Genomic DNA, 19,752 nt, shown 5'->3' with positions numbered 1-19,752 from the left:
CCTCCTGGGAGGAGTGGCGAGAGGAGGTGCGGAGGAGAAGGGGAGGGAGAAACGTTTCCGTACGGCGCCGGGACTGGGTGGGGGTCAGGGGGGACCGGCCCCGGCACCGTACGGATCGCGGGCCCCATGGGGGGGCGGGCGGCTCTAGAGGGAGCCGTGGAAGGTGCGGTTGATGACGTCGAGCTGCTGCTCGCGGGTCAGCCGCACGAAGTTGACCGCGTAACCGGAGACCCGGATGGTGAGCTGCGGGTAGTTCTCCGGGTGCTCCATGGCGTCTTCGAGCATCTTCTTGTCGAGGACGTTGACGTTCATGTGGAAGCCATTGCTGGCCATGAAGCCGTCGAGGACGCCGGAGAGGTTCTGCACCCGCTCCTCGGGGGTGCGGCCCAGCGCGTCCGGGGTGATGGTGTTGGTCAGCGAGATGCCGTCCTCGGCCTCGTCGTAGGGCAGCTTGGCGACCGACAGGGCCGAGGCGATGTAACCGTGCTCGTCGCGGCCGTTCATCGGGTTGGCGCCCGGGGCGAACGGGGTGCCGGCGCGGCGGCCGTCGGGCGTGTTGCCGGTCTTCTTGCCGTAGACCACGTTCGAAGTGATCGTGAGCACGGACTGGGTGTGCACGGCGTCGCGGTACGTCGGGTGCTTGCGGATCTTCTGCATGAAGTCCTCGACGATGCGCCGGGCGATGGCGTCCGCGCGGTCGTCGTTGTTGCCGTACGCCGGGTAGTCGCCCTCGATCTCGTAGTCGACCGCGAGGCCCGTCTCGTCCCGGATGACCTTGACCTTGGCGTGCTTGATGGCCGAGAGGGAGTCGGCGGCGACGGAGAGGCCGGCGATGCCGCAGGCCATGGTGCGCAGGATCTCCTGGTCGTGCAGGGCCATCTCGATGCGCTCGTATGCGTACTTGTCGTGCATGTAGTGGATGACGTTGAGCGCGTGCACGTACGTCTTCGCCAGCCAGTCCAGCATCGCGTCGTAGCGCGGGGCGACGTCGTCGTAGTCGAGGTAGTCGCCGGTGACCGGTTCGAAGCCCGCCACGACGGTCTTGCCGGTCTTCTCGTCACGGCCGCCGTTGATCGCGTACAAAAGCGCTTTGGCGACATTCACGCGTGCGCCGAAGAACTGCATCTGCTTGCCGACGGCCATCGCCGAGACGCAGCACGCGATGGCGGTGTCGTCGCCGTACTTCGGGCGCATCAGCTCGTCGGACTCGAACTGGATCGCCGAGGTGTCGATGGCGACCTTCGACGCGTACGCCTTGAAGCCCCGCGGCAGTCGCCGCGACCAGAAGACGGTGAGGTTCGGCTCCGGCGCGGGGCCGAGGTTGTAGAGCGTCTGCAGGGCGCGGAAGGTGGTGCGCGAGACCAGCGGCCGGCCGTCGTCGCCGATGCCGGCCATCGACCAGGTCACCCAGGTGGGGTCGCCGGAGTACAGCTCGTTGTACTCGGGGGTGCGCAGGAAGCGGACGATGCGCAGCTTGATGACGAAGTCGTCGATGAACTCCTGGGCCTGCTCCTCGGTGATGAGGCCCCTGTCGAGGTCGCGCTGGAGGTAGATGTCGAGGAAGTTGTCGATGCGGCCGATCGACATGGCCGCGCCGTTCTGCTCCTTCACGGCGGCCAGGTAGGCGAAGTACAGCCACTGGACGGCCTCGCGGCCGGTGCGGGCGGGGCCGGAGATGTCGTAGCCGTACGAGGCGGCCATCGCCTTGAGCTCGTTGAGCGCCTTGATCTGCTCGGAGATCTCCTCGCGGTCGCGGATGACGTGCTCGGTCGCCCACCGCTCACCGAGGCGCGCCTTGTCGGCCAGCTTCATGTCGACAAGTCGGTCTACCCCGTACAGGGCGACGCGGCGGTAGTCGCCGATGATGCGGCCGCGGCCGTAGGCGTCGGGCAGGCCGGTGATGATGCCGGAGGAGCGGCAGGCGCGGATCTCGGGGGTGTACGCGTCGAAGACGCCCTCGTTGTGGGTCTTGCGCAGGTGCGTGTAGACCTCGCGGACCCGGGGGTCGGCCTCGTAGCCGTAGGCGTTGAGGGCGTTCTCGACCATGCGCCAGCCGCCGTTGGGCATGATCGCCCGCTTGAGCGGCGCGTCGGTCTGCAGGCCGACGATGAGGTCCTTGTCGGGGTCGATGAAGCCGGGCGCGAAGGCGTCGATGCGGGAGGGGGTCCTCACGTCGACGTCGTGGACGCCCCTGCTGTTCTCCTCGGGGAACATGCGCAGGAGCTTCTGCCACACGGCGGTGGTGCGCTCGGTGGGCCCGGCGAGGAAGGAGGCGTCGCCCTCGTACGGGGTGTAGTTGCGCTGGACGAAGTCGCGGACGTCGACGGCGTCGCGCCACAGCCCGTCCTCGAAGCCGTCCCAGGCGTCCGCGGTCTCGGCGGCGGCATCGGCCTGCGTGTGGTTCGCCGCGGTCTTCACGGGGGCTGTGGTCATCGTCCGCACCTTCCGTTCCTGCTTCGTCGCTGTGACTCCATTCGACTCCTCGCGGACGGTCCGCGGACCGCGCAATGGTCCTCAACCGAGGACCGAAGGACCCCACTCCTGCCCGCCCGACAGCGGATTCGGCGCTCTGACCAGCAGTTCCGTCAGGGACCAATGTCATTGGTTCACTTGTGAATGCATTCACAAAGAATGTCCGGCCACTGCGGGAAAAGCCCCCGGCATCCCTCCGCGCGCTCCGCCGACTCCTCTGGTCTCATGTACCCATGAGTCATCCGACCGCCTCCACCGGCCTGCTGCGCCGCATGACGGCGCGCAGTCCTGTCGAGGGACACCGTGCGGCCACCGTGCTGGAACTGTTCTTCGACCTGTGTTTCGTCGTCGCCGTGGCCCAGGCCGGGGTGCGCCTGGTGCACGCCGTCGCGGAGGGCCACTTCGGCAGCGGCACCCTCGGCTACGCCCTGGTCTTCTTCGCCATCTGGTGGGCGTGGGTCAACTTCACCTGGTTCGCCTCCGCCTACGACAACGACGACGTGTTCTACCGCCTCGCCGTACTGGTGCAGATCGCGGGCGTCCTGGTGTTCGCGGCCGGCATTCCGCGCGCCTTCGACCACGGCAACTGGGCCGTCTGCATCGCCGGCTACGTCGTGATGCGCCTGGCCATGACCTGCCAGTGGCTGCGGGTCGCCCGGCACAACCCCGGCCCCGAACGGTCCACCGCGCTGAAGTACGCGACCGGCCTGGTGATCTGCCAGCTCGGCTGGCTGGCGATGCTCTTCGTGCCGGAGGGCGCGCGCCTGTACTGCTTCGTGCTCCTGGCCCTGGCCGAGCTGAGCGTTCCGGTGATCGCCGAGAAGGACTTCAGCACCTCCTGGCACCCGCACCACATCGCCGAGCGGTACGGGCTGTTCACCATCATCGTGCTGGGCGAGTCCATCACCGCCGCCACCATCGCCGTGCAGAAGGCCCTGGACGAGCACGAGGAGCTGGGCGAGCTGCTGTCCATCGCGGGCGGCGGCCTGCTGATCGTCTTCTCCGCCTGGTGGATCTACTTCTCCTCCCCGGCGCAGAAACGTCTCACCTCCCTGCGGCGCGCCATCACCTGGGGCTACGGCCATCTGCTCATCCTGGGGTCGGCGGCGGCGATCGGCGCGGGCATCGAGGTCGCGGTCGAGCAGGTCACCGGCCAGGCGCACATCTCCGCCGTGGCGGCGGCGGCCGCGGTGACCCTCCCGACGGCGCTGTTCCTGCTCACCGGCTGGTTCCTGCAGGCCCGGCACTTCAAGCGGAGCGTCGCGGAGAAGTCGCTGATGCCGGTGACGGTGGTCCTGGTGCTCGCGTGCACCTTCCTGGGCACCTGGGCGGTGCCGGCGGCGGGCCTCGTCATGGCGCTGGCCGTCGCGGTCGGCGTACTGCTGTCGGACCGGCCGGACAGCGCGGGCCTTCGCACGCCGCAGACGCCGTGATACGCAGGGCCCATGGACGCCCCCACCGGGAAGCCGGGACCGCATGACGCACTGACCGACGTGGCCGGCCTGCGGGTCGGCCACGCCCGCGTGGCGACAGCCCTCGCCCTGACCGGGAGCACCGTCGTGCTCGGCCCCGAGGGCGGCTTCACCGCGGCCGTGGACGTACGGGGCGGCGGGCCCGGCACCCGCGAGACGGACGCGCTGGACCCGCGCAACCTGGTGCAGCGCACGGACGCGATCGTCCTCACCGGCGGCAGCGCGTACGGGCTCGACGCGGCGTCCGGGGTGGTGGCCTGGCTGGAGGAACGGCACCGCGGCTACCGCGCAGGCCCGGACCCGGCACAGGTGGTACCCGTGGTGCCCGCCGCCTGCCTCTTCGACCTGGGGCGCGGCGGCGACTGGCACGTCCGCCCCGACGCGGCGACGGGACGGGCCGCCGTGGCGGAGGCGGCGCGCACCGGGCCCGGCGCACCGGTGGCACAGGGCGCGGTGGGTGCGGGCACCGGCGCGGTGGCGGGCGGCCTCAAGGGCGGTGTGGGCACGGCGAGCGTGCTGCTGGACTCGGGCGCGACGGTGGCGGCGCTGGTGGTGGTGAACGCCGCGGGCTCCCCCGTCGACCCGCTGACCGGCGTGCTGTACGGGGAGTACTTCCAGGGGCCGGTGACGTACCCGCGCACGGAGGTGCACCGGGAGGCGCTGCGGCGTGCGCGGGAGGCGCGAGAGGAGTCCGCGCGACGGTACGCCGCCTCCGTGCGCCCTCCGCTGAACACCACGCTCGCGGTCGTCGCCACCGACGCCGGGCTCACCCGCGCGCAGGCGCACAAGCTGGCCGGCACCTCGCACGACGGTTTCGCCCGGGCACTGCGTCCGGTGCACCAGCTGACCGACGGCGACACGGTCTTCGCCCTGTCCACCGGGGCGCGCCCGCTGGTCGCCGAGCAGCTCGCGCACGGCGGGGACCAGTTGACGGCCGCCGCCCTCAACGAGGTGCTCGCGGCGGGCGCGGACACGGTGACGCGGGCGATCGTGAAGGCCGTGCGGGCGGCCGAAGGCGTCGACGGACCCGGCGGGGTGTTCCCGGCATACCGGGAGCTCTACCCGCAGGCGGGGTGAATCGTAGAACTGCGGTATTTCGGGGGCGCCTTGCGGGAACCTCTCGTACATCTCCCTTCGTTCACCGGCAAATAAGTGCCATCCCCCGGCGCGATGTCAGACCCACCGGCTACGTTGTGTCCCCAGAGCGTTACCTGTGGCGACGGCCTGGAGAAGCCTTGAACGATCCGTACGAGTACGAGAGCGACGGCCTCGACGAGCACGACGTGCTCGAAACCACCGAGGAGCACCTCGGGCAGCTCCTGGGCCGTGCGCTGAACTCCTTCGACCTGCCCGACGAGACGGTCGACCGCCTGCAGTCGGCGTTCGCGCACAGCTCCTCGCTGCGCTCCTCCCACCACAGCGCCGGCCTGCGCCGCTCCCTGTACCGGCATGCGTTCCTGCTTGCCGACGGGTCCTCCCTCACCCTGTGGGAGCTGGTGCACAACGCGGGCCGCGACCGGCACGTCGAGCACGAGCTGTACACCGACGTCACCGAGGCCAGGCTCGCCGCGAACCGGCTGGCGCCCCGGAGCGGCGCGCACCCGGACGAGGTGCCGATGTTCCCGGAGTGCACGGACGGACCGGACTGCCCGGACGCCCTCGTCGTCCCCGACAGCCTCGCGGTAGGGGCGGGGGACGACCTGGACGCCCTCTTCGCCGGACCCCGCCGGCCGGCCCGGCGCTCCTTCGTGCCGGACGACTCCGCCGACCACGCGCGCCGGGTACTGCGCCGCGCGGAGAACGCGGACCGGCCGGGCGAGGAGACGGCCCGGCTGCTCAGGGACGCGCTGGCGCACGAGATCACTCAGGTCTTCGGACGGCAGTGCCGCAGCCGGGGGCGGGACGTGGGCTTCACGCTGTACGAGCACGCGTTCCTGCTGATGGACGGCAGCGAGCTCAGCCTCTGGGAGGTCGAGCACACGGCGACGCCGGACGGGCGGCACATGTGCGAGGTGTACGCGGACAAGCACACCGCCCGCGAAGCGATGGGGCTTCGCGGGCGGGTCCGGTGACCGGCCGGGCCTAGCCCGCCCTCCGCGCGGGGCGGGGGCGCGGGCCGGCCAGGTCAGGCGGCGACGGTCACCTGCTGCTCCGCGTCGCCCGCCCGCGGGCCGGGGGCGGACGCGGGCTTCCGCCGGATCCCCTTGAGGAGGACGACGAGTCCGGCGGTCACCACCACACCGGCGGCGACGGCCACCAGGTACAGCAGCGGGTTGCCGACCAGCGGGGCCACGAACACGCCGCCGTGCGGGGCGCGCAGGGTGTTCGCGAAGGCCATCGACAGGGCACCGGTGACGGCGCCGCCCGCCATGGAGGCGGGGATGACGCGCAGCGGGTCGGCGGCGGCGAACGGGATCGCGCCCTCGGTGATGAAGGACGCGCCGAGCACCCAGGCCGCCTTGCCGTTCTCGCGCTCGGTCCTGGTGAAGAGCCCGCCGCGCACGGTGGTGGCGAGCGCCATCGCCAGCGGCGGCACCATGCCCGCGGCCATCACGGCGGCCATGACCTTGAGGTTGCCGTCGTTGGGGTTGTCGGCGATGCCGCCGATGGCGAAGGCGTACGCGACCTTGTTGAGCGGGCCGCCGAGGTCGAAGCACATCATCAGGCCCAGGACGACGCCCAGTACGACCGCATTGGTACCGGACATGCTGCCCAGCCAGTCGGTCAGCGCCGACTGCAGCTCGGCGATGGGTTCGCCGATCACCAGGAACATCAGGAAGCCGACGACGATCGAGGAGATCAGCGGGATCACCACGACCGGCATGATGCCGCGCAGGGCGGCCGGGACGCGCACCCGCTGGATCGCCAGGACGACCGCGCCCGCGAGCAGGCCGGCGACCAGGCCGCCGAGGAAACCGGCCTTGATGGTGACCGCGATGGAGCCGCCGACGAAACCGGGCACCAGGCCGGGGCGGTCGGCCATCCCGTACGCGATGTAGCCGGCCAGCACCGGGATCAGGAACGCGAAGGCCAGGCCGCCGATCTGGAACAGCAGTGCCGCCCAACTGGTGTGGTCGCCCCACGCGAAGTGCTCCAGCACGGAAGGCGCTTTGTCGATTCCGTAACCGCCGATGGCGAAACCGAGTGCTATCAGCAGGCCGCCCGCCGCGACGAACGGGACCATGTAGCTGACGCCGCTCATCAGCCAGGTGCGGAGCTTCGCACCGTAACTCTCGTCGGCCTCGCCGGACTCCTCGACCGGCGTCCCCTTGCCGGGGGCCGCGGAAACGTCTCCTCGGGCGGCCTTGTCCCTGGCCTCGGCGATGAGTTCCAGGGGCCGGCTGATGCCCGCCTTGACGCCGACGTCGACGGTCGGCTTCCCGGCGAAGCGTTCGCGGTCCCGTACGGGAACGTCGTGGGCGAAGATCACCGCGTCCGCGGCGGCGATGACCGCCGGGTCGAGCCGGGTGAAGCCCGAGGAGCCCTGCGGCTCGACGGTGAGCTGCACACCGGCGCCGTCGCCCGCCTGTTCGAGGGCTTCGGCAGCCATGTAGGTGTGCGCGATGCCGGTGGGGCAGGAGGTGACGGCGACGATACGGAAGGGACGTCCGGCGTCGGGGACGGCCGCCGGTGCCGACGCGGCCTCCGGTGCGGGTGCGCGCGCGGCCACCGCAGCCGGTGCGGCCTCCGGTGCCTGCGCGGCCTCTGATGCCTGCGCGGCCTCCGGTGCTGATGCGCGCGCGGCCGCCTCCCCTCCCGGAGCAGATGCCGGTGCGGGTGCCGGTGCCGGCACCTCGTCCCCCCGGATCAGGGCCGCCGCCGACTCCGGGTCCCCCACCGCCCGCAGCGCGTCCGTGAACGCGGTGTTCATCAACTGCCGGGCCAGACCGGAGAGGATCGTCAGGTGGGCGTCGTCCGCGCCCGCCGGAGCGGCGATCAGGAAGATCAGGTCCGCCGGGCCGTCCGTCGCGCCGAAGTCGACACCGGAGGCGCTGCGCCCGAAGGCGAGCGTCGGCTCGGTGACGTGCGCGCTGCGGCAGTGCGGGATGCCGATGCCGCCCTCCAGGCCGGTCGGCATCTGCGCCTCGCGTGCCGCGACGTCGGCGAGGAAACCGTCGAGGTCGGTGACCCTGCCGAGTCCCGCCATCCGGGTCGCCAGCGAACGGGTCGCCTCTTGCTTGGTGGGGGCGGCCAGGTCGAGGTCGACCAGGTCCGCGGTGATCATCTGGCTCATCGCGGGCTCCTTTGCACGGATGTCTGCACGGGATGCGGGAAGGGGGCGGCAGGCCGCGGGACATTCGGGATGGTCATGACGTGGGCTCCGTCAGTACGCGGTCCAGCGGGACGTCCGCCGTCACCGTCACCGCCGCCGGGTCCAGGTCGGACGGCGTCGGCATCACGCTGCCCGGCAGCCGTACCGCCGCCGCACCGTGCGCGACCGCCGCCGCGAGGGCCTCGGGCCCTTCGCCCCCGGCCGCCAGGAAACCGGCCAGCGAGGCATCACCGGCGCCGACGTTGCTCCGTACGGCATCGGCCTCCGCCGAGCCGAACCACACTCCGGAACCGGTGACCAGGAGCTGCCCGTCGGCGCCCAGGCTGGCCAGTACCGTCCGGGCGCCCAGGGCGCGCAGGTCCCCGGCCGCGGCGACGGCGTCACCGATCGTCCTGAGCGGGCGCCCGACCGCCGCGGCCAGCTCCTCCGCGTTCGGCTTCACCACGTCGGGCCGCTCGCGCAGCGCGGCGAGCAGCGGGGGCCCCGAGGTGTCGAGCGCGATCCGCGCCCCCGCCTCGTGCGCGCGGGCCACCAGGGCGGCGTACCACCGTGGGGCGAGACCGCGCGGGAGGCTGCCGCAGCAGGCGATCCAGTCGGCGTCGGCGGAGTGCGCGCGCACGGCGTCGAGCAGTGCCTCGGACTCGGCGGCGGTGAGCTCGGGCCCGGTCGCGTTGATCTTGGTGAGGGCGCCGTCGGGTTCGGCGACGGAGATGTTGGACCGGGTCTGCCCCGCCACCGGCACCGCGGCGACCGCGATGCCCTCGGCGCGCAGGAGTTCGGCGACGAGGGCGCCGGGGGCGCCGCCCAGGGGGAGGACGGCGAGGGTGTCGCGGCCGGCGGCGGCGACCGCGCGCGAGACGTTGACGCCCTTGCCGCCGGGGTCCATCCGGTCGGAGGTGGCCCGCAGCACTTCGCCCCGCATCAGGGTGGGGACCTCGTAGGTGCGGTCGAGGCTGGGGTTGGGGGTGACGGTCAGGATCATCGGGTCACACTCGCTGTACTTCGGTTCCGGCCGCCTCGATGGCGGCGGCGTCCTCGGGGCCGAGCCCGGAGTCGGTGATGAGCAGGTCCACGTCCGCGAGGCCGCCGAAGCGCGCGAAGTGCTCCTGCCCGTGCTTGGCGGAGTCGGCGAGCAGCACGACCCGGCGGGCCGAGGCGATCACCGCCCGCTTCACGGCCGCTTCGGCGAGGTCGGGGGTGGTCAGGCCGTGGCGTACGGAGAATCCGTTGGCGCCGAGGAGGACGACGTCGGCGCGGATCTCGCCGTACGCGCGCAGGGCCCAGGCGTCCACGGCGGCGCGGGTGCGGTGGCGCACCCGGCCGCCGACCAGGTGGAGGTCGATGCCAGGGTGGTCGGCGAGGCGGGCGGCGACCGGCAGGGAGTGCGTGACGACGGTCAGGCCGCAATCCAGCGGGAGGAGGGCCGCGAGGCGGGCCGTGGTCGTGCCGGCGTCGAGGACGACGCTGCCCTCGGTGGGCAGTTCGGCGGTGGCGGCCCGCGCGATGCGGTCCTTCTCGTCGGCCGCCGCGGCCTCGCGCTCGGCGAGGTCGGGTTCGAAGTCGAGCCGCCCGGCCGGGATGGCGCCGCCGTGCACCCGGCGCAGGAGGCCGGCCCGGTCGAGGGCCTTGAGGTCGCGGCGGACGGTCTCGGCGGTGACCTGGAAGGTGTCGGCGAGGGACAGCACGTCGACGCGTCCGTCCTCGCGGGCGAGGCGGAGGATTTCCTGCTGGCGCTCGGGTGCGTACATGAGGGGTTACGTCCGTTTCAATGCCCGAACCTGTGGTTTCACCGGCAGGGTACGCCCCTCCACCCGACCGAGTAAACACATACGGGCCACGAACGGGCACGAACGGGCTTCCGGTCTGGTCGGAAATGAGTCATGCGGGCCTCGGGTCCGGACCGGAGGGCCCCTGGCGGTGCCGCGCGGGTTCCCCGCGCCCGGTCGGGACGCTTCTCCTGCGGAGCCGTACGACGGCCACAGGCCCGCGCGGTCCGGGGACCGGGCGGGCCTGTGGCCGCAAGAGCGCCGAGCGGTGTCAGACGGTCAGGGCGGGCTCCTTGCAGACCTCGTCCTCGAACGGGGCGGCGGCGTCCGGCGCCTGGTGGCCCGCCGTCTTCCTCGGCAGCGCGAACATCAGCAGGAAGATCACCAGCAGGACGCCGACGACCCAGCCCAGCGCGCTCTGGAACGCGTCCACGTACGCCGGCCCGATCGCGCTCCGCGCGCCCTTCGCCAGCTCCACCTTGTCGTCGATGACCCCGAAGAAGACCACCGACACCAGGCCGATGCCGAAGGCGTTGCCGGTCTGCCCGGTCGTGTTGATCAGCCCGGACGCCGAACCCGAGTGCTCCTTGGGCACCTCGGAGAGCACCGCGTCGGTGAGCGGCGCGACGATCAGGCCCATGCCGAGACCCATCACGGTCAGCGGCAGCGCCATCTGCCAGGGGGAGATGGCCGCGCCGAAGTGGTGCGCCTCCCAGATGTAGAGCAGCAGCCCGGCGGCCATGGTGAGCGCGCCCGCCTGGAGCACCTTGCGCCCGAAGCGCGGCACCAGCTTCTGCACCGAGATGCCCGCCGCCACCGAGACCGCGACGGAGAAGGGGATGCCGGTGACGCCCGCGCGCAGCGCGCTCCAGCCGAGCCCGATCTGCATGTAGAGCGTCCACACCATGAAGAAGATGCCGCTGAAGACACCGAAGGTGAGCTGCACTGCGATGCCCGCCGCGAAGCTCTTGACCCGGAACAGCGACAGCTCCACCAGCGGCGATCCGTCGCGCCGCGTCTTCCACTTCTCGTACGCCACGAAGGCGGCCAGGATCAGCAGGCTGCCCGCCATCGACAGGTGGCCCCACAGCGGCCAGTCCAGCTCGCGGCCCCGGGTCAGCGGGTAGATCAGCGCCAGCAGGCCCAGCACCACCAGGGCGACGCCCGGCAGGTCCAGCTTCAGCGCGCGCGGCGCCTTGGACTCGGTGATGAACTTGGCGCCCAGGACCAGCCCGGCGACGCCGACGGGCAGGTTGATCAGGAAGATCGGGCGCCATTCCAGGCCGAAGAGGTTCCACTCGGTGAGCAGCGCGCCCAGCAGCGGCCCGGTGACCGCGCCGAGGCCGACAATCGCGCCGAACAGGCCGAAGACCTTGCCGCGCTCGTGCGCCGGGAAGGTGGCGTGCACGATGGAGAGCACCTGCGGGACCATCAGCGCCGCCGTCGCGCCCTGCAGGACGCGGGAGGCGACCAGCACGTCCGGGTTGGCGGCGAAGCCGCAGAGCGCCGAAGCGGCGGTGAAGCCGCCGATGCCGATGAGGAACAGCCGCTTGCGGCCGTAGATGTCGCCGAGCCTGCCGCCCGTGATGAGCCCCGCGGCGAACGCCAGGGCGTAACCGGCGGTGATCCACTGGATGGCGCTGAAGCTCGCGCCCAGGCTGCCCTGGATGCTCGGGATGGCGATGTTGACGATCGTGACGTCGACCAGGTCCATGAAGGCGGCGGTCATCACGATGGCGAGCGCGAACCAGCGACGGCGGTCGCCCGGCTGCTCGGCCCGGGGTGCTGCGGCGGATATCGGAGACGCCTCGGAAGTCCCCGACGGGGGTGCTGAAGTCATGGTCGAGACGGTAGTCCCCATGTAGGACACACTGTGTCCCACATCCGGCGCATGCTTGGTGCATGACGGACACACCGGCACGGCTGCTGCAACTGCTCTCGCTGCTCCAGACGCCCCGCGAATGGCCGGGCAGCGAGCTGGCGACCCGCCTCGACGTCTCGCGCCGGACGGTGCGCAGGGACATCGACCGGCTCCGCGACCTGGGTTATCCGGTGCAGGCGACGATGGGGGCGGAGGGCGGGTACCGCCTGGTCGCGGGCAAGGCCATGCCCCCGCTGGTGCTCGACGACGAGGAGGCGGTGGCGATCGCGGTGGGCCTGCGGGCCGGCGCCGGGCACGCCGTGGAGGGCATCGAGGAGGCGTCGGTGCGGGCGCTGGCCAAGCTGGAGCAGGTGCTGCCGTCGCGGCTGCGCCGCCAGGTCTCGGCGCTCCAGGCCGCGACGGTTCCGCTGACCAGCGGCGACGGGGCGAGCATCGATCCGCAGACGCTGACCGTGATGGCGGGCGCGGCGACCGGGCAGGAGCGGCTGCGGTTCGCCTACCGCTCCGGCGACGGCACGGCGACCAAGCGCCTGGTCGAACCGCACCGGCTGGTCAGCACGGGGCGCCGCTGGTACCTGGTGGCGTACGACATCGACCGCGAGGACTGGCGGACGTTCCGGGTGGACCGGGTGAGCGAGCCGTTCGCGACGGGGGCACGGTTCGTGCCGCGCGGGCTGCCGACGGGGAACGCGGCGGACTTCCTGCGCCAGTCCATGCAGGCCCTGGGCGGGATCGGACAGAACGAGCCGTTCCGGCTGGTGGCGACGTTCGAGGCGCCCGCCGCCTTCGTCGCGGCGCGGCTGCCGCGCTCACTGGGGACGCCGGTGGCCACGGGCGAGCACACCTGTCGGCTGGAGGCGGAGCTGGGCGACTCGCCGGAGTGGGTGGGGCTGCGGCTGGCGCTGGTGGACTGCGAGTTCACGGTGCGGGAGCCGCCGGTGCTGGTGGAGTACCTGGCCTCGCTCGGCGCGCGCATCGGGCGCGCGGTCGGCCCGGCGGCGTGACGCCGCCGGGTGGGGAGCCCCGGCGCTCGGGGGGACGCGCCGGGGCTTCGTCCCGGGAAGGGCCCGGCGGCCCGGGGTGGGTGGTGGCCGCCGCGTCGTGGTCGGTGCCGTACGGCTTCGACGCCGTACGGGGGTTTCTGGGTCCTGCGCAACGGCGGGGCCGTGCCGGGGAGCGGGTACGGAGGGGACCCGGCCGTGCGGGGACGGCACGGCCCGGCCGCGGCAGCCGCGCGGCTGCCGCCGGCGCCGTACGTCGTACCCGCCTCACGCCGCCGCGTCGAAGCCCGTGTCGTGCGCCATCTTCTTCAGCTCCAGCAGCGCGTGCTTCTCGATCTGGCGGATGCGCTCACGGGTGAGGCCGTGCTCCTTGCCGACCTCGGTGAGCGTGCGCTCCCGGCCGTCCTCGATGCCGTACCGCATGCGGATGATCGAGGCCGTGCGCTGGTCGAGCTTGCCTATCAGGTCCTCCAGCTCCTCGCTGCGCAGCATGGAGAGCACCGACTGCTCGGGCGAGACCGCGGAGGTGTCCTCCAGGAGGTCGCCGAACTGGGTCTCGCCGCCGTCGTCGACCGGCATGTTCAGCGAGACCGGGTCGCGGGCCCAGTCGAGCACGTCGCTGATGCGCTGCGGCTTGGCGTCGAGCTCCTTGGCGATCTCCTCGTGCTCGGGATCGCGGCCGTTCTCGCGGTTGAACTCGCGCTGGACGCGGCGGATGCGGCCCAGCTCCTCCACCAGGTGGACGGGCAGGCGGATGGTGCGGGACTGGTCGGCGATGGAGCGGGTGATGGCCTGACGGATCCACCAGGTCGCGTACGTGGAGAACTTGAAGCCCTTGGCGTAGTCGAACTTCTCGACGGCGCGCACCAGGCCGGCGTTGCCCTCCTGGATCAGGTCGAGCAGGGGCAGGCCGCTGCGCGGGTAGCGGCGGGCGACGGCCACGACCAGACGCAGGTTGGACCGGATGAACAGGTCCTTGGCCCGCTCCCCCGCCTCGTAGAGCGCTTCCAGCTCCTCGCGGGAAGCGACACCCGCCTCCTTGGAGTCCGCCACCTCGCCGTCGAGTATCTGGCGTGCGTACACACCGGCTTCGATGGTCTGGGACAGCTCGACCTCCTTGGCGGCGTCGAGCAGGGGCGTCCGTGCTATCTCGTCGAGGTACATGCCGACCAGGTCGCGGTCGGCGATCTCCCCGCCTACGGCGCGAACGCTGCTGGCCCTGGTCGATCCGGTCGAGGACCGACGGGCGACGGCACGGGTTGCCATGCGGGTGCTCCCTTGCGTGTGTAGGTCGCTGGTGTGGCTGTGGCTGCCGGGACTCCTTTCGGGTTCCCAGCTTCCAAAAGAACCAACGGCCGGAATCCGGACAGAATTCCCCTCACCGGCACTCAATTTCGTGATCTTGCAGTACCCTGTCGCCCCGTTCGAGGGTGATGTCGGCCCAAATCACCACAGAGGTGCAGGTCAGAGCGGGTGCGGGGGTCGACCCGAGGGATCTCGCCGATCTTTACGGCCACTTCACCGGTGAGACGTCGATCACCCCGACGCGACTCCTTTTTCCACCCGGGGAGCGCCGCCCGTGGCCGCCCTCCCGCCCTTGGAGACGGCCCCTGCCGCCGCATGGTTGCTCGCGATGTCCGAAGTGCCCGAATTCCGGGTCCGGCGGGCGCGGGCGCGCCGAACGCGCCGGCCGACCGGGCCCGGCGGCGGACGCGCTCGGTCCCGGGGCCTAGGTCCCGCGCCCGTTCCGTACGGCGGTACGGGCCCCTACTGTCCGGCCCATGGACACCACGGGGATCTACGACGAGGCCCTGCAGCGGCTGCACGGCTACGGGCCCGAGCGGCTGGGGCGGCTCACCAATCACGCGCCGATGGCCGTCGAGGCGCTGGCCGCCCGCGGACGCGCCGCGGCCGTGCACCGGTGGCTCGACGTCTACGCGGCCAAGCTGGAGGAGTTTCCCGGCGCGCACGCGCGGGTGACCGACGAGAACTGGGCCGGGGCCCTGGGCGATCCGCGCCGGGCCGCCGACTGGATCGCGTTCTTCGAGCGCCTGCTCGCCGAGCACCCGTGGCGCGACGTGCTCGCCCAGTGGTGGCCGCGGCTGCTGCCGGGGATGTACGGCGGCTCCACGCATCCGGTGATCCGGGTCGGGCACGCGGTGCGCGGGCTGCTGTCGCAGGAGTCCGCGCCCCGGCTGGCGGAGCTGGCGCACGGGCTCGGCTACTGGGCCGCCCGGCACCACGCCGACCCCGACGCGGCACCGGTGCCGGGTGCGGCGAGCGCCGCCGGGGCGCTGGACGCCGTACCGGCCGTCGCGGTACGGGAGGGGGGCTTCCCGCAGCGGCTGGCGCGGGTGTCGCGGCTGCCGGTGTGGGCGCCCGCGCCGGCGACCCCGCAGGAGGCGCGCGCGAGACTTCAGGAGCTGGTGCGCGCGGCCGTGCACCGCTATGCCACACACGGGCACGGCGAGGAGACCATGCTGGTGCACGCCTCGACCGCCCCGAACGCCGTGCTGCGGGTGCTGCCCGCGCTGCCGTCGGCGCTGTGGACGCCGAGCCTGCGCGCGGCCTGGACGGCGTCGGCGGCGGTGACGGCGATGTACGCGCCCGACGAGGCGGTCTCCCACCGGGACCGGGCGCGGGGGCTGGCACCGGAGGAGGTGTTCGAGCGGGCGGCCGCCCACGGCGACGAGCACGTGGTGAAGTTCGCCGACACCGCTCTGGACGTCGGCGACGGGCACGCCCTGTCGGCCACGCTGTACGCGGTGGAGATCAGCACGCCGCTCAGCCGGACCTGAGGAGCAGGGCCCGAACCCGGGCACGAGGGCGCCGCTCGCCCGAGCCCGGGAGAGACCGTGCCGCTCGTCCGCACCCGGGAGACGGCCCGCCCGTCAGCCGAACTGGAGCGAGCGCTTCGCCAGACCCATCCAGAAGCCGTCGATGACGCTGCGCCCGCTGCCCAGCTCCCCCTCGGCGGCGCCCAGCGTCACGAACAGGGGGGCGAAGTGCTCGGTGCGGGGGTGCGCGAGGCGGCCGGCGGGGGCCTTGTGCTCGAAGTCCAGCAGGGCGTCCACGTCGCCGGCGGCCAGCGCCCGCTGCCCCCAGTCGTCGAACTCCGCCGACCATCCGGGCACACCGGGGCCGGTGTGCCGCAGGGCGGCCAGGTTGTGGGTGAAGAAGCCGCTGCCGACGATCAGGACGCCCTCGTCGCGCAGGGGCGCCAGCCTGCGGCCGAGGTCCATCAGCCGCTGCGGGTCCAGCGTCGGCATCGACACCTGGAGCACGGGGACGTCCGCGCCGGGAAACATCTCCACGAGGGGGACGTACGCACCGTGGTCCAGCCCCCGATCGGGTACGTCCTGCACCGGCGTCCCCGGGCCGCCCAGCAGCCCCCGCACGGCCCGCGCCAGCGCCGGTGCGCCCGGGGCCGGGTACCTGACCGCGTAATAGTGCTCGGGGAAGCCCCAGAAGTCGTACACGAGCGGCACGGTCTCGGTGGCCCCCAGCGCCAGCGGCGCCTCCTCCCAGTGGGCGGAGACCACCAGAATGGCGGTGGGCCGGGGCAGGCCGGCGGACCAGGCGGCGAGCTCGCCCGGCCAGACCGGATCGTCCGCCAGCGGAGGTGCGCCATGGCTGAGGTAGAGGGCGGGCATGCGCCGCGCTGCGGTCACCATGGCGGTCTCCTGCTCTGTCGGACCCATCTCCGTCACTCCCCACTCCATCACGCTTGAACTTTCAAGCGTCACCGCAAGAGCCTAGCGCGAGCTAGTTTAAGTTTCAATGAGAGGCCGTACAGTGGAGCGCATGAGCACGAAGAAGAACGCGGCCCGCACCGAGGCGCCCTCCGCCGAGCCGCGCTGGCTCACCGACGAGGAGCAGCGCGTCTGGCGTGCGTACATCCACGCCACCACGCTCCTGGACGACACGCTCGACCGCCAGCTCCAGCGCGACGCGGGCATGCCGCACATGTACTACGGGCTGCTGGTGCAGCTCGCGCAGGCGCCCGGCCGCAAGCTGCGGATGACGGAGCTCGCGAGGAGCGCGAAGATCACCCGCTCCCGGCTCTCGCACGCGGTCGCCCGGCTGGAGAAGAACGGCTGGGTGCGCCGCCAGGACTGCCCCTCCGACAAGCGCGGCCAGAACGCCTTCCTCACGGACGAGGGATTCGCGGTCCTTCAGGAGGCGGCGCCGGGACACGTGTCACTCGTACGAAAAGCCATGTTCGACCGGCTCAGCGAGGAGCAGGTGCGCCGGCTGGGCGAGATCATGTGCGTCATCGCCGACGGGCTGGAGCCGACGGGCACGGGCGCGGACCTGCCCTGGCTCCGCTGACCGTCACGGCGGCGGAACCAGGGCGGGGCGCGCAGGGGCCGTCCCGCGTCCCGAGGAGCTCGGGGCGGGACGGCCCCCGGGTCAGTGCGCGACCACGGGAACGCGCACCTCGTCCGGTGCGTCCTGACTGTCGCCGGAGGACGCCGTGGCGGTGCCCGGGCGGCCGGTGGTGATCAGGGCGAAGGCGATGCCGGCGGAGACGACCAGGATGCCGACCGCCCACCAGATGGCGTTGGCGTAGCCGTGCACCATGGCCTGCGCCTGGAGCAGCCGCTCGTCGGTGGCGCCGGCGGCGTGGGCCGCGACGTACGCCGTGGTGGCGCTCGCCGCGATGGTGTTCAGCAGCGCGGTGCCGATCGCGCCGCCGACCTGCTGCGAGGTGTTCACCATGGCGGAGGCGACCCCCGCGTCGCGGGCCTCGACGCCATGCGTGGCGAGCGACATGGCCGGCATGAACGCCGTGCCCATGCCCAGGCCGAGCAGGAGCTGCGCGGGCAGGATCAGACCGGCGTACGAGGAACCGATCTCCAACTGGGTGAGCAGCAGCATGCCGAGCGCGGCGAGCAGGAAGCCGGGGCCCATCAGCAGCCGCGGCGGCACCCGGGTCATCAGGCGGGCGCCGATCTGGGTGGAGCCGGTGATCATGCCCGCGATCATCGGCAGGAAGGCGAAGCCGGTCATGACCGGCGAGTAGCCCTTGACGATCTGCAGGTAGTACGTGAGGAAGAGGAAGAGGCCGAACATCGAGATGACGGCGAGCCCCAGCGAGGCGTAGACGCCGCCGCGGTTGCGCTCCAGCAGGACGCGCAGCGGCAGCAGCGGGTGCTTCACCCGTGCCTCGACGGCCACGAAGGCGGCCAGCAGGACGATCGCGGCGGCGAACAGGCCCAGGGTGGAGCCGGCGAGCCAGCCGTCGCCCTCGGCGCGCGTGAAGGCGTACACGAGGGCCACCAGGCCGAGGGTGGAGAGCACCACGCCCGGGATGTCGAGCGGGGCGCGGTTGCGGCCGCCGGCGGGCTCCCGGATGAAGAAGTACGCGCCCAGGGCGGCGACCACCGCGAAGGGGATGTTGACGAAGAAGGTCCAGCGCCAGTTCAGGTACTCGGTGAGGAAGCCGCCCAGGATCAGGCCGACCGCACCGCCGCCGCCGGCGATGGCGCCGAAGATGCCGAACGCCTTGGCGCGCTCCTTCATGTCGGTGAACGTCACCGCCAGCAGGGAGAGCGCGGCGGGGGCCAGGAGGGCCCCGAAGACGCCCTGGAGGGCGCGCGAGCCGAGCATCATGGCCTCGCCGGTCGCCGCGCCGCCGAGGGCGGAGGCGGCCGCGAAGCCGATCAGGCCGACGAGGAAGGTGCGCTTGCGGCCCCACAGGTCGGCGAGGCGTCCGCCGAAGAGCAGCAGGCCGCCGAAGGCGAGCGCATAGGCGGTGATGACCCACTGCCGGTTGGCGTCGGAGATGCCGAGGTCCTGCTGGGCGGACGGCAGCGCGATGTTCACGATCGTCGCGTCCAGGACCACCATCAGCTGGGCCAGGGCGATGAAGACGAGCGCCTTCCAGCGGTTGGGATCGGGTATGGAATCGGCCTTCAGGGGCGGATTGAGGTCTGTTCTGGGCATGGGAGGAGCCACCTAGGGTGCGAAAGGCCAAGGAAAAGCAGGAGAAGTCAGGGAAAAGAACGTGAGCCGGGCCGGCGGCTGAGCCGGCTGCCGGAAGTCATCGGGGACGGCGCAGGTCGTCCAGGGTCGCCGCGGCGCCGGGGAGTTCGGAGCGTGCGGGCGCTTCGAGCCCGTCGAGGAAGAGCTGCAGGTGGCGGTGGACGAACTGGTCGAAGTTCACGCAGCCGCCACTGCCGGGCAGCGGGCGGGTGAGCTGGGACAGCGCCACCATGAGGTCGCCGACGGCGACGTCGGCGCGGAGCCGGCCGGCCTTCCTGGCCCGGCCCATCAGGTCCTCGACCGCCGCTTCGAGGCGCTCGCGTCCGGCGAGCAGGTCGGCGTGGTTCTGGTCGAAGCCCTCGGACAGCATGGGGCACAGCGCCCCGATCCGTTCGTCGGCGGCGTCGTGCACGAAGCGCCGCAGGGCCCCGAAGGGGTCGCCGCGCTCCTCGGCGATGTCGAGCACGGCCGCTTCGGCGCGCTCGGCCGTCCGGGAGAGCACCGACAGCACGACCTCGTGGATCAGGTCCGCCCGGTCGGGGAAGTGCCGGTAAAGCGTGGCGTTGCCGACCACGGCGCGGCGGGCGATCTCGTCGAGCGGGACCTCCGGCCCCTGCTCGACGAACATCTCGCGGGCCGCGGCGACGATCCGCTCCCGGTTGCGCAGGGCGTCCGCGCGCGGACGCGGGGCGCTGCGCGCGACGGGCGCTCGGGTTCCACTCGGCACTGCGGCTCTCCTCACTGCTTCCGAAACGGGGATCGGTTCCCCGCTTCCTGCGGACACAGTTCCAAACGGGGAATCACCCCCCGGTTATTTCCCCGTCGCCCTGTGACCTGAGTCACAAGCATCCCCACCTTCGGCTCACCCGACGAGCGCCTCCGCGACACCCGCCAGAGG

At 72.4% G+C, this 19,752-nt stretch carries 15 protein-coding genes; 6 read left to right on the top strand and 9 right to left on the bottom strand.

What is annotated here, in order from left to right; translation table 11 throughout:
• Nucleotides 1–144: 144 nt before the first annotated feature.
• The gene (gene pflB / locus ACZ56L_RS08535) at nucleotides 145–2,433 is read right to left on the bottom strand and encodes a formate C-acetyltransferase (protein WP_471062626.1); all 2,289 of its coding nucleotides are present in this window, start codon (nucleotides 2,431–2,433) and stop codon (nucleotides 145–147) included.
• Between the two features lie 272 nt (nucleotides 2,434–2,705).
• Between pflB and ACZ56L_RS08530 the strand changes: the two genes are divergently transcribed.
• From ACZ56L_RS08530 to ACZ56L_RS08520, 3 genes are all read left to right on the top strand, one after another.
• Nucleotides 2,706–3,905, top strand: a complete 1,200-nt coding sequence (locus ACZ56L_RS08530) for a low temperature requirement protein A (RefSeq protein ID WP_471062624.1) — start codon at nucleotides 2,706–2,708, stop codon at nucleotides 3,903–3,905.
• Nucleotides 3,906–3,917: 12 nt separating this feature from the next.
• Entirely contained in the window at nucleotides 3,918–5,021 is a 1,104-nt protein-coding gene (locus ACZ56L_RS08525; RefSeq protein ID WP_471062622.1) for a P1 family peptidase, read from the top strand.
• 158 nt (nucleotides 5,022–5,179) lie between these two features.
• On the top strand, nucleotides 5,180–6,016 hold the full coding sequence (locus ACZ56L_RS08520) for a DUF6227 family protein (RefSeq protein ID WP_345221997.1): 837 nt from the start codon (nucleotides 5,180–5,182) through the stop codon (nucleotides 6,014–6,016).
• A 53-nt stretch (nucleotides 6,017–6,069) separates the two neighbouring features.
• Here the strand turns inward: ACZ56L_RS08520 and ACZ56L_RS08515 are convergent, their stop codons facing one another.
• From ACZ56L_RS08515 to ACZ56L_RS08500, 4 genes are all read right to left on the bottom strand, one after another.
• Nucleotides 6,070–8,178 carry a PTS fructose transporter subunit IIABC gene (locus ACZ56L_RS08515; protein WP_468687479.1) on the bottom strand — a complete coding sequence of 703 codons (2,109 nt, stop codon included), beginning with the start codon at nucleotides 8,176–8,178 and terminating at the stop codon, nucleotides 6,070–6,072.
• 73 nt (nucleotides 8,179–8,251) lie between these two features.
• Entirely contained in the window at nucleotides 8,252–9,199 is a 948-nt protein-coding gene (gene pfkB, locus ACZ56L_RS08510) for a 1-phosphofructokinase (protein WP_471062620.1), read from the bottom strand.
• Nucleotides 9,200–9,203: 4 nt separating this feature from the next.
• Nucleotides 9,204–9,965, bottom strand: coding sequence for a DeoR/GlpR family DNA-binding transcription regulator (locus tag ACZ56L_RS08505; protein ID WP_468687477.1), 762 nt, complete (start codon nucleotides 9,963–9,965; stop codon nucleotides 9,204–9,206).
• A gap of 289 nt (nucleotides 9,966–10,254) precedes the next feature.
• Nucleotides 10,255–11,823, bottom strand: coding sequence for an MFS transporter (locus ACZ56L_RS08500; protein WP_468687475.1), 1,569 nt, complete (start codon nucleotides 11,821–11,823; stop codon nucleotides 10,255–10,257).
• Nucleotides 11,824–11,885: 62 nt separating this feature from the next.
• Here ACZ56L_RS08500 and ACZ56L_RS08495 point away from each other — a divergent pair, with 62 nt between their 5' ends.
• A complete protein-coding gene (locus tag ACZ56L_RS08495; protein ID WP_345221988.1) occupies nucleotides 11,886–12,869 on the top strand; it encodes a helix-turn-helix transcriptional regulator in 984 nt (327 codons plus the stop codon).
• A gap of 264 nt (nucleotides 12,870–13,133) precedes the next feature.
• Here ACZ56L_RS08495 and ACZ56L_RS08490 read toward each other — a convergent pair whose 3' ends face one another.
• On the bottom strand, nucleotides 13,134–14,132 hold the full coding sequence (locus ACZ56L_RS08490) for a sigma-70 family RNA polymerase sigma factor (protein ID WP_345221986.1): 999 nt from the start codon (nucleotides 14,130–14,132) through the stop codon (nucleotides 13,134–13,136).
• Between the two features lie 515 nt (nucleotides 14,133–14,647).
• Here ACZ56L_RS08490 and ACZ56L_RS08485 point away from each other — a divergent pair.
• Complete coding sequence (locus ACZ56L_RS08485; protein WP_471062616.1) at nucleotides 14,648–15,664, top strand: questin oxidase family protein; 1,017 nt, start codon at nucleotides 14,648–14,650, stop codon at nucleotides 15,662–15,664.
• Between the two features lie 93 nt (nucleotides 15,665–15,757).
• Here ACZ56L_RS08485 and ACZ56L_RS08480 read toward each other — a convergent pair whose 3' ends face one another.
• On the bottom strand, nucleotides 15,758–16,540 hold the full coding sequence (locus ACZ56L_RS08480) for a dioxygenase family protein (RefSeq protein WP_471062614.1): 783 nt from the start codon (nucleotides 16,538–16,540) through the stop codon (nucleotides 15,758–15,760).
• Nucleotides 16,541–16,670: 130 nt separating this feature from the next.
• On the opposite strand from ACZ56L_RS08480, the gene ACZ56L_RS08475 reads away from it, so the two are divergent.
• Nucleotides 16,671–17,198, top strand: a complete 528-nt coding sequence (locus ACZ56L_RS08475; protein ID WP_345221978.1) for a MarR family winged helix-turn-helix transcriptional regulator — start codon at nucleotides 16,671–16,673, stop codon at nucleotides 17,196–17,198.
• An 81-nt stretch (nucleotides 17,199–17,279) separates the two neighbouring features.
• Here the strand turns inward: ACZ56L_RS08475 and ACZ56L_RS08470 are convergent, their stop codons facing one another.
• Nucleotides 17,280–18,815, bottom strand: a complete 1,536-nt coding sequence (locus ACZ56L_RS08470) for an MFS transporter (protein WP_471062612.1) — start codon at nucleotides 18,813–18,815, stop codon at nucleotides 17,280–17,282.
• 97 nt (nucleotides 18,816–18,912) lie between these two features.
• Nucleotides 18,913–19,581, bottom strand: a complete 669-nt coding sequence (locus ACZ56L_RS08465) for a TetR/AcrR family transcriptional regulator (RefSeq protein WP_345221974.1) — start codon at nucleotides 19,579–19,581, stop codon at nucleotides 18,913–18,915.
• Between the last annotated feature and the right edge of the window lie 171 nt (nucleotides 19,582–19,752).

The sequence above is a fragment of the Streptomyces sp. NPDC039736 genome (genome assembly GCF_055596485.1).
This window is presented reverse-complemented; position numbering and strand designations above follow the sequence as displayed.

Bases quoted from the DNA above. Each gene is read 5' to 3' on its own strand.
- pflB (WP_471062626.1), bottom strand. From the start codon at position 2,433: ATGACCACAGCCCCCGTGAAGACCGCGGCGAACCACACGCAGGCCGAT.
- ACZ56L_RS08530 (WP_471062624.1), top strand. From the start codon at position 2,706: ATGAGTCATCCGACCGCCTCCACCGGCCTGCTGCGCCGCATGACGGCG.
- ACZ56L_RS08525 (WP_471062622.1), top strand. From the start codon at position 3,918: ATGGACGCCCCCACCGGGAAGCCGGGACCGCATGACGCACTGACCGAC.
- ACZ56L_RS08515 (WP_468687479.1), bottom strand. From the start codon at position 8,178: ATGAGCCAGATGATCACCGCGGACCTGGTCGACCTCGACCTGGCCGCC.
- pfkB (WP_471062620.1), bottom strand. From the start codon at position 9,199: ATGATCCTGACCGTCACCCCCAACCCCAGCCTCGACCGCACCTACGAG.
- ACZ56L_RS08505 (WP_468687477.1), bottom strand. From the start codon at position 9,965: ATGTACGCACCCGAGCGCCAGCAGGAAATCCTCCGCCTCGCCCGCGAG.
- ACZ56L_RS08500 (WP_468687475.1), bottom strand. From the start codon at position 11,823: ATGACTTCAGCACCCCCGTCGGGGACTTCCGAGGCGTCTCCGATATCC.
- ACZ56L_RS08495 (WP_345221988.1), top strand. From the start codon at position 11,886: ATGACGGACACACCGGCACGGCTGCTGCAACTGCTCTCGCTGCTCCAG.
- ACZ56L_RS08490 (WP_345221986.1), bottom strand. From the start codon at position 14,132: ATGGCAACCCGTGCCGTCGCCCGTCGGTCCTCGACCGGATCGACCAGG.
- ACZ56L_RS08485 (WP_471062616.1), top strand. From the start codon at position 14,648: ATGGACACCACGGGGATCTACGACGAGGCCCTGCAGCGGCTGCACGGC.
- ACZ56L_RS08480 (WP_471062614.1), bottom strand. From the start codon at position 16,540: ATGGTGACCGCAGCGCGGCGCATGCCCGCCCTCTACCTCAGCCATGGC.
- ACZ56L_RS08475 (WP_345221978.1), top strand. From the start codon at position 16,671: ATGAGCACGAAGAAGAACGCGGCCCGCACCGAGGCGCCCTCCGCCGAG.
- ACZ56L_RS08470 (WP_471062612.1), bottom strand. From the start codon at position 18,815: ATGCCCAGAACAGACCTCAATCCGCCCCTGAAGGCCGATTCCATACCC.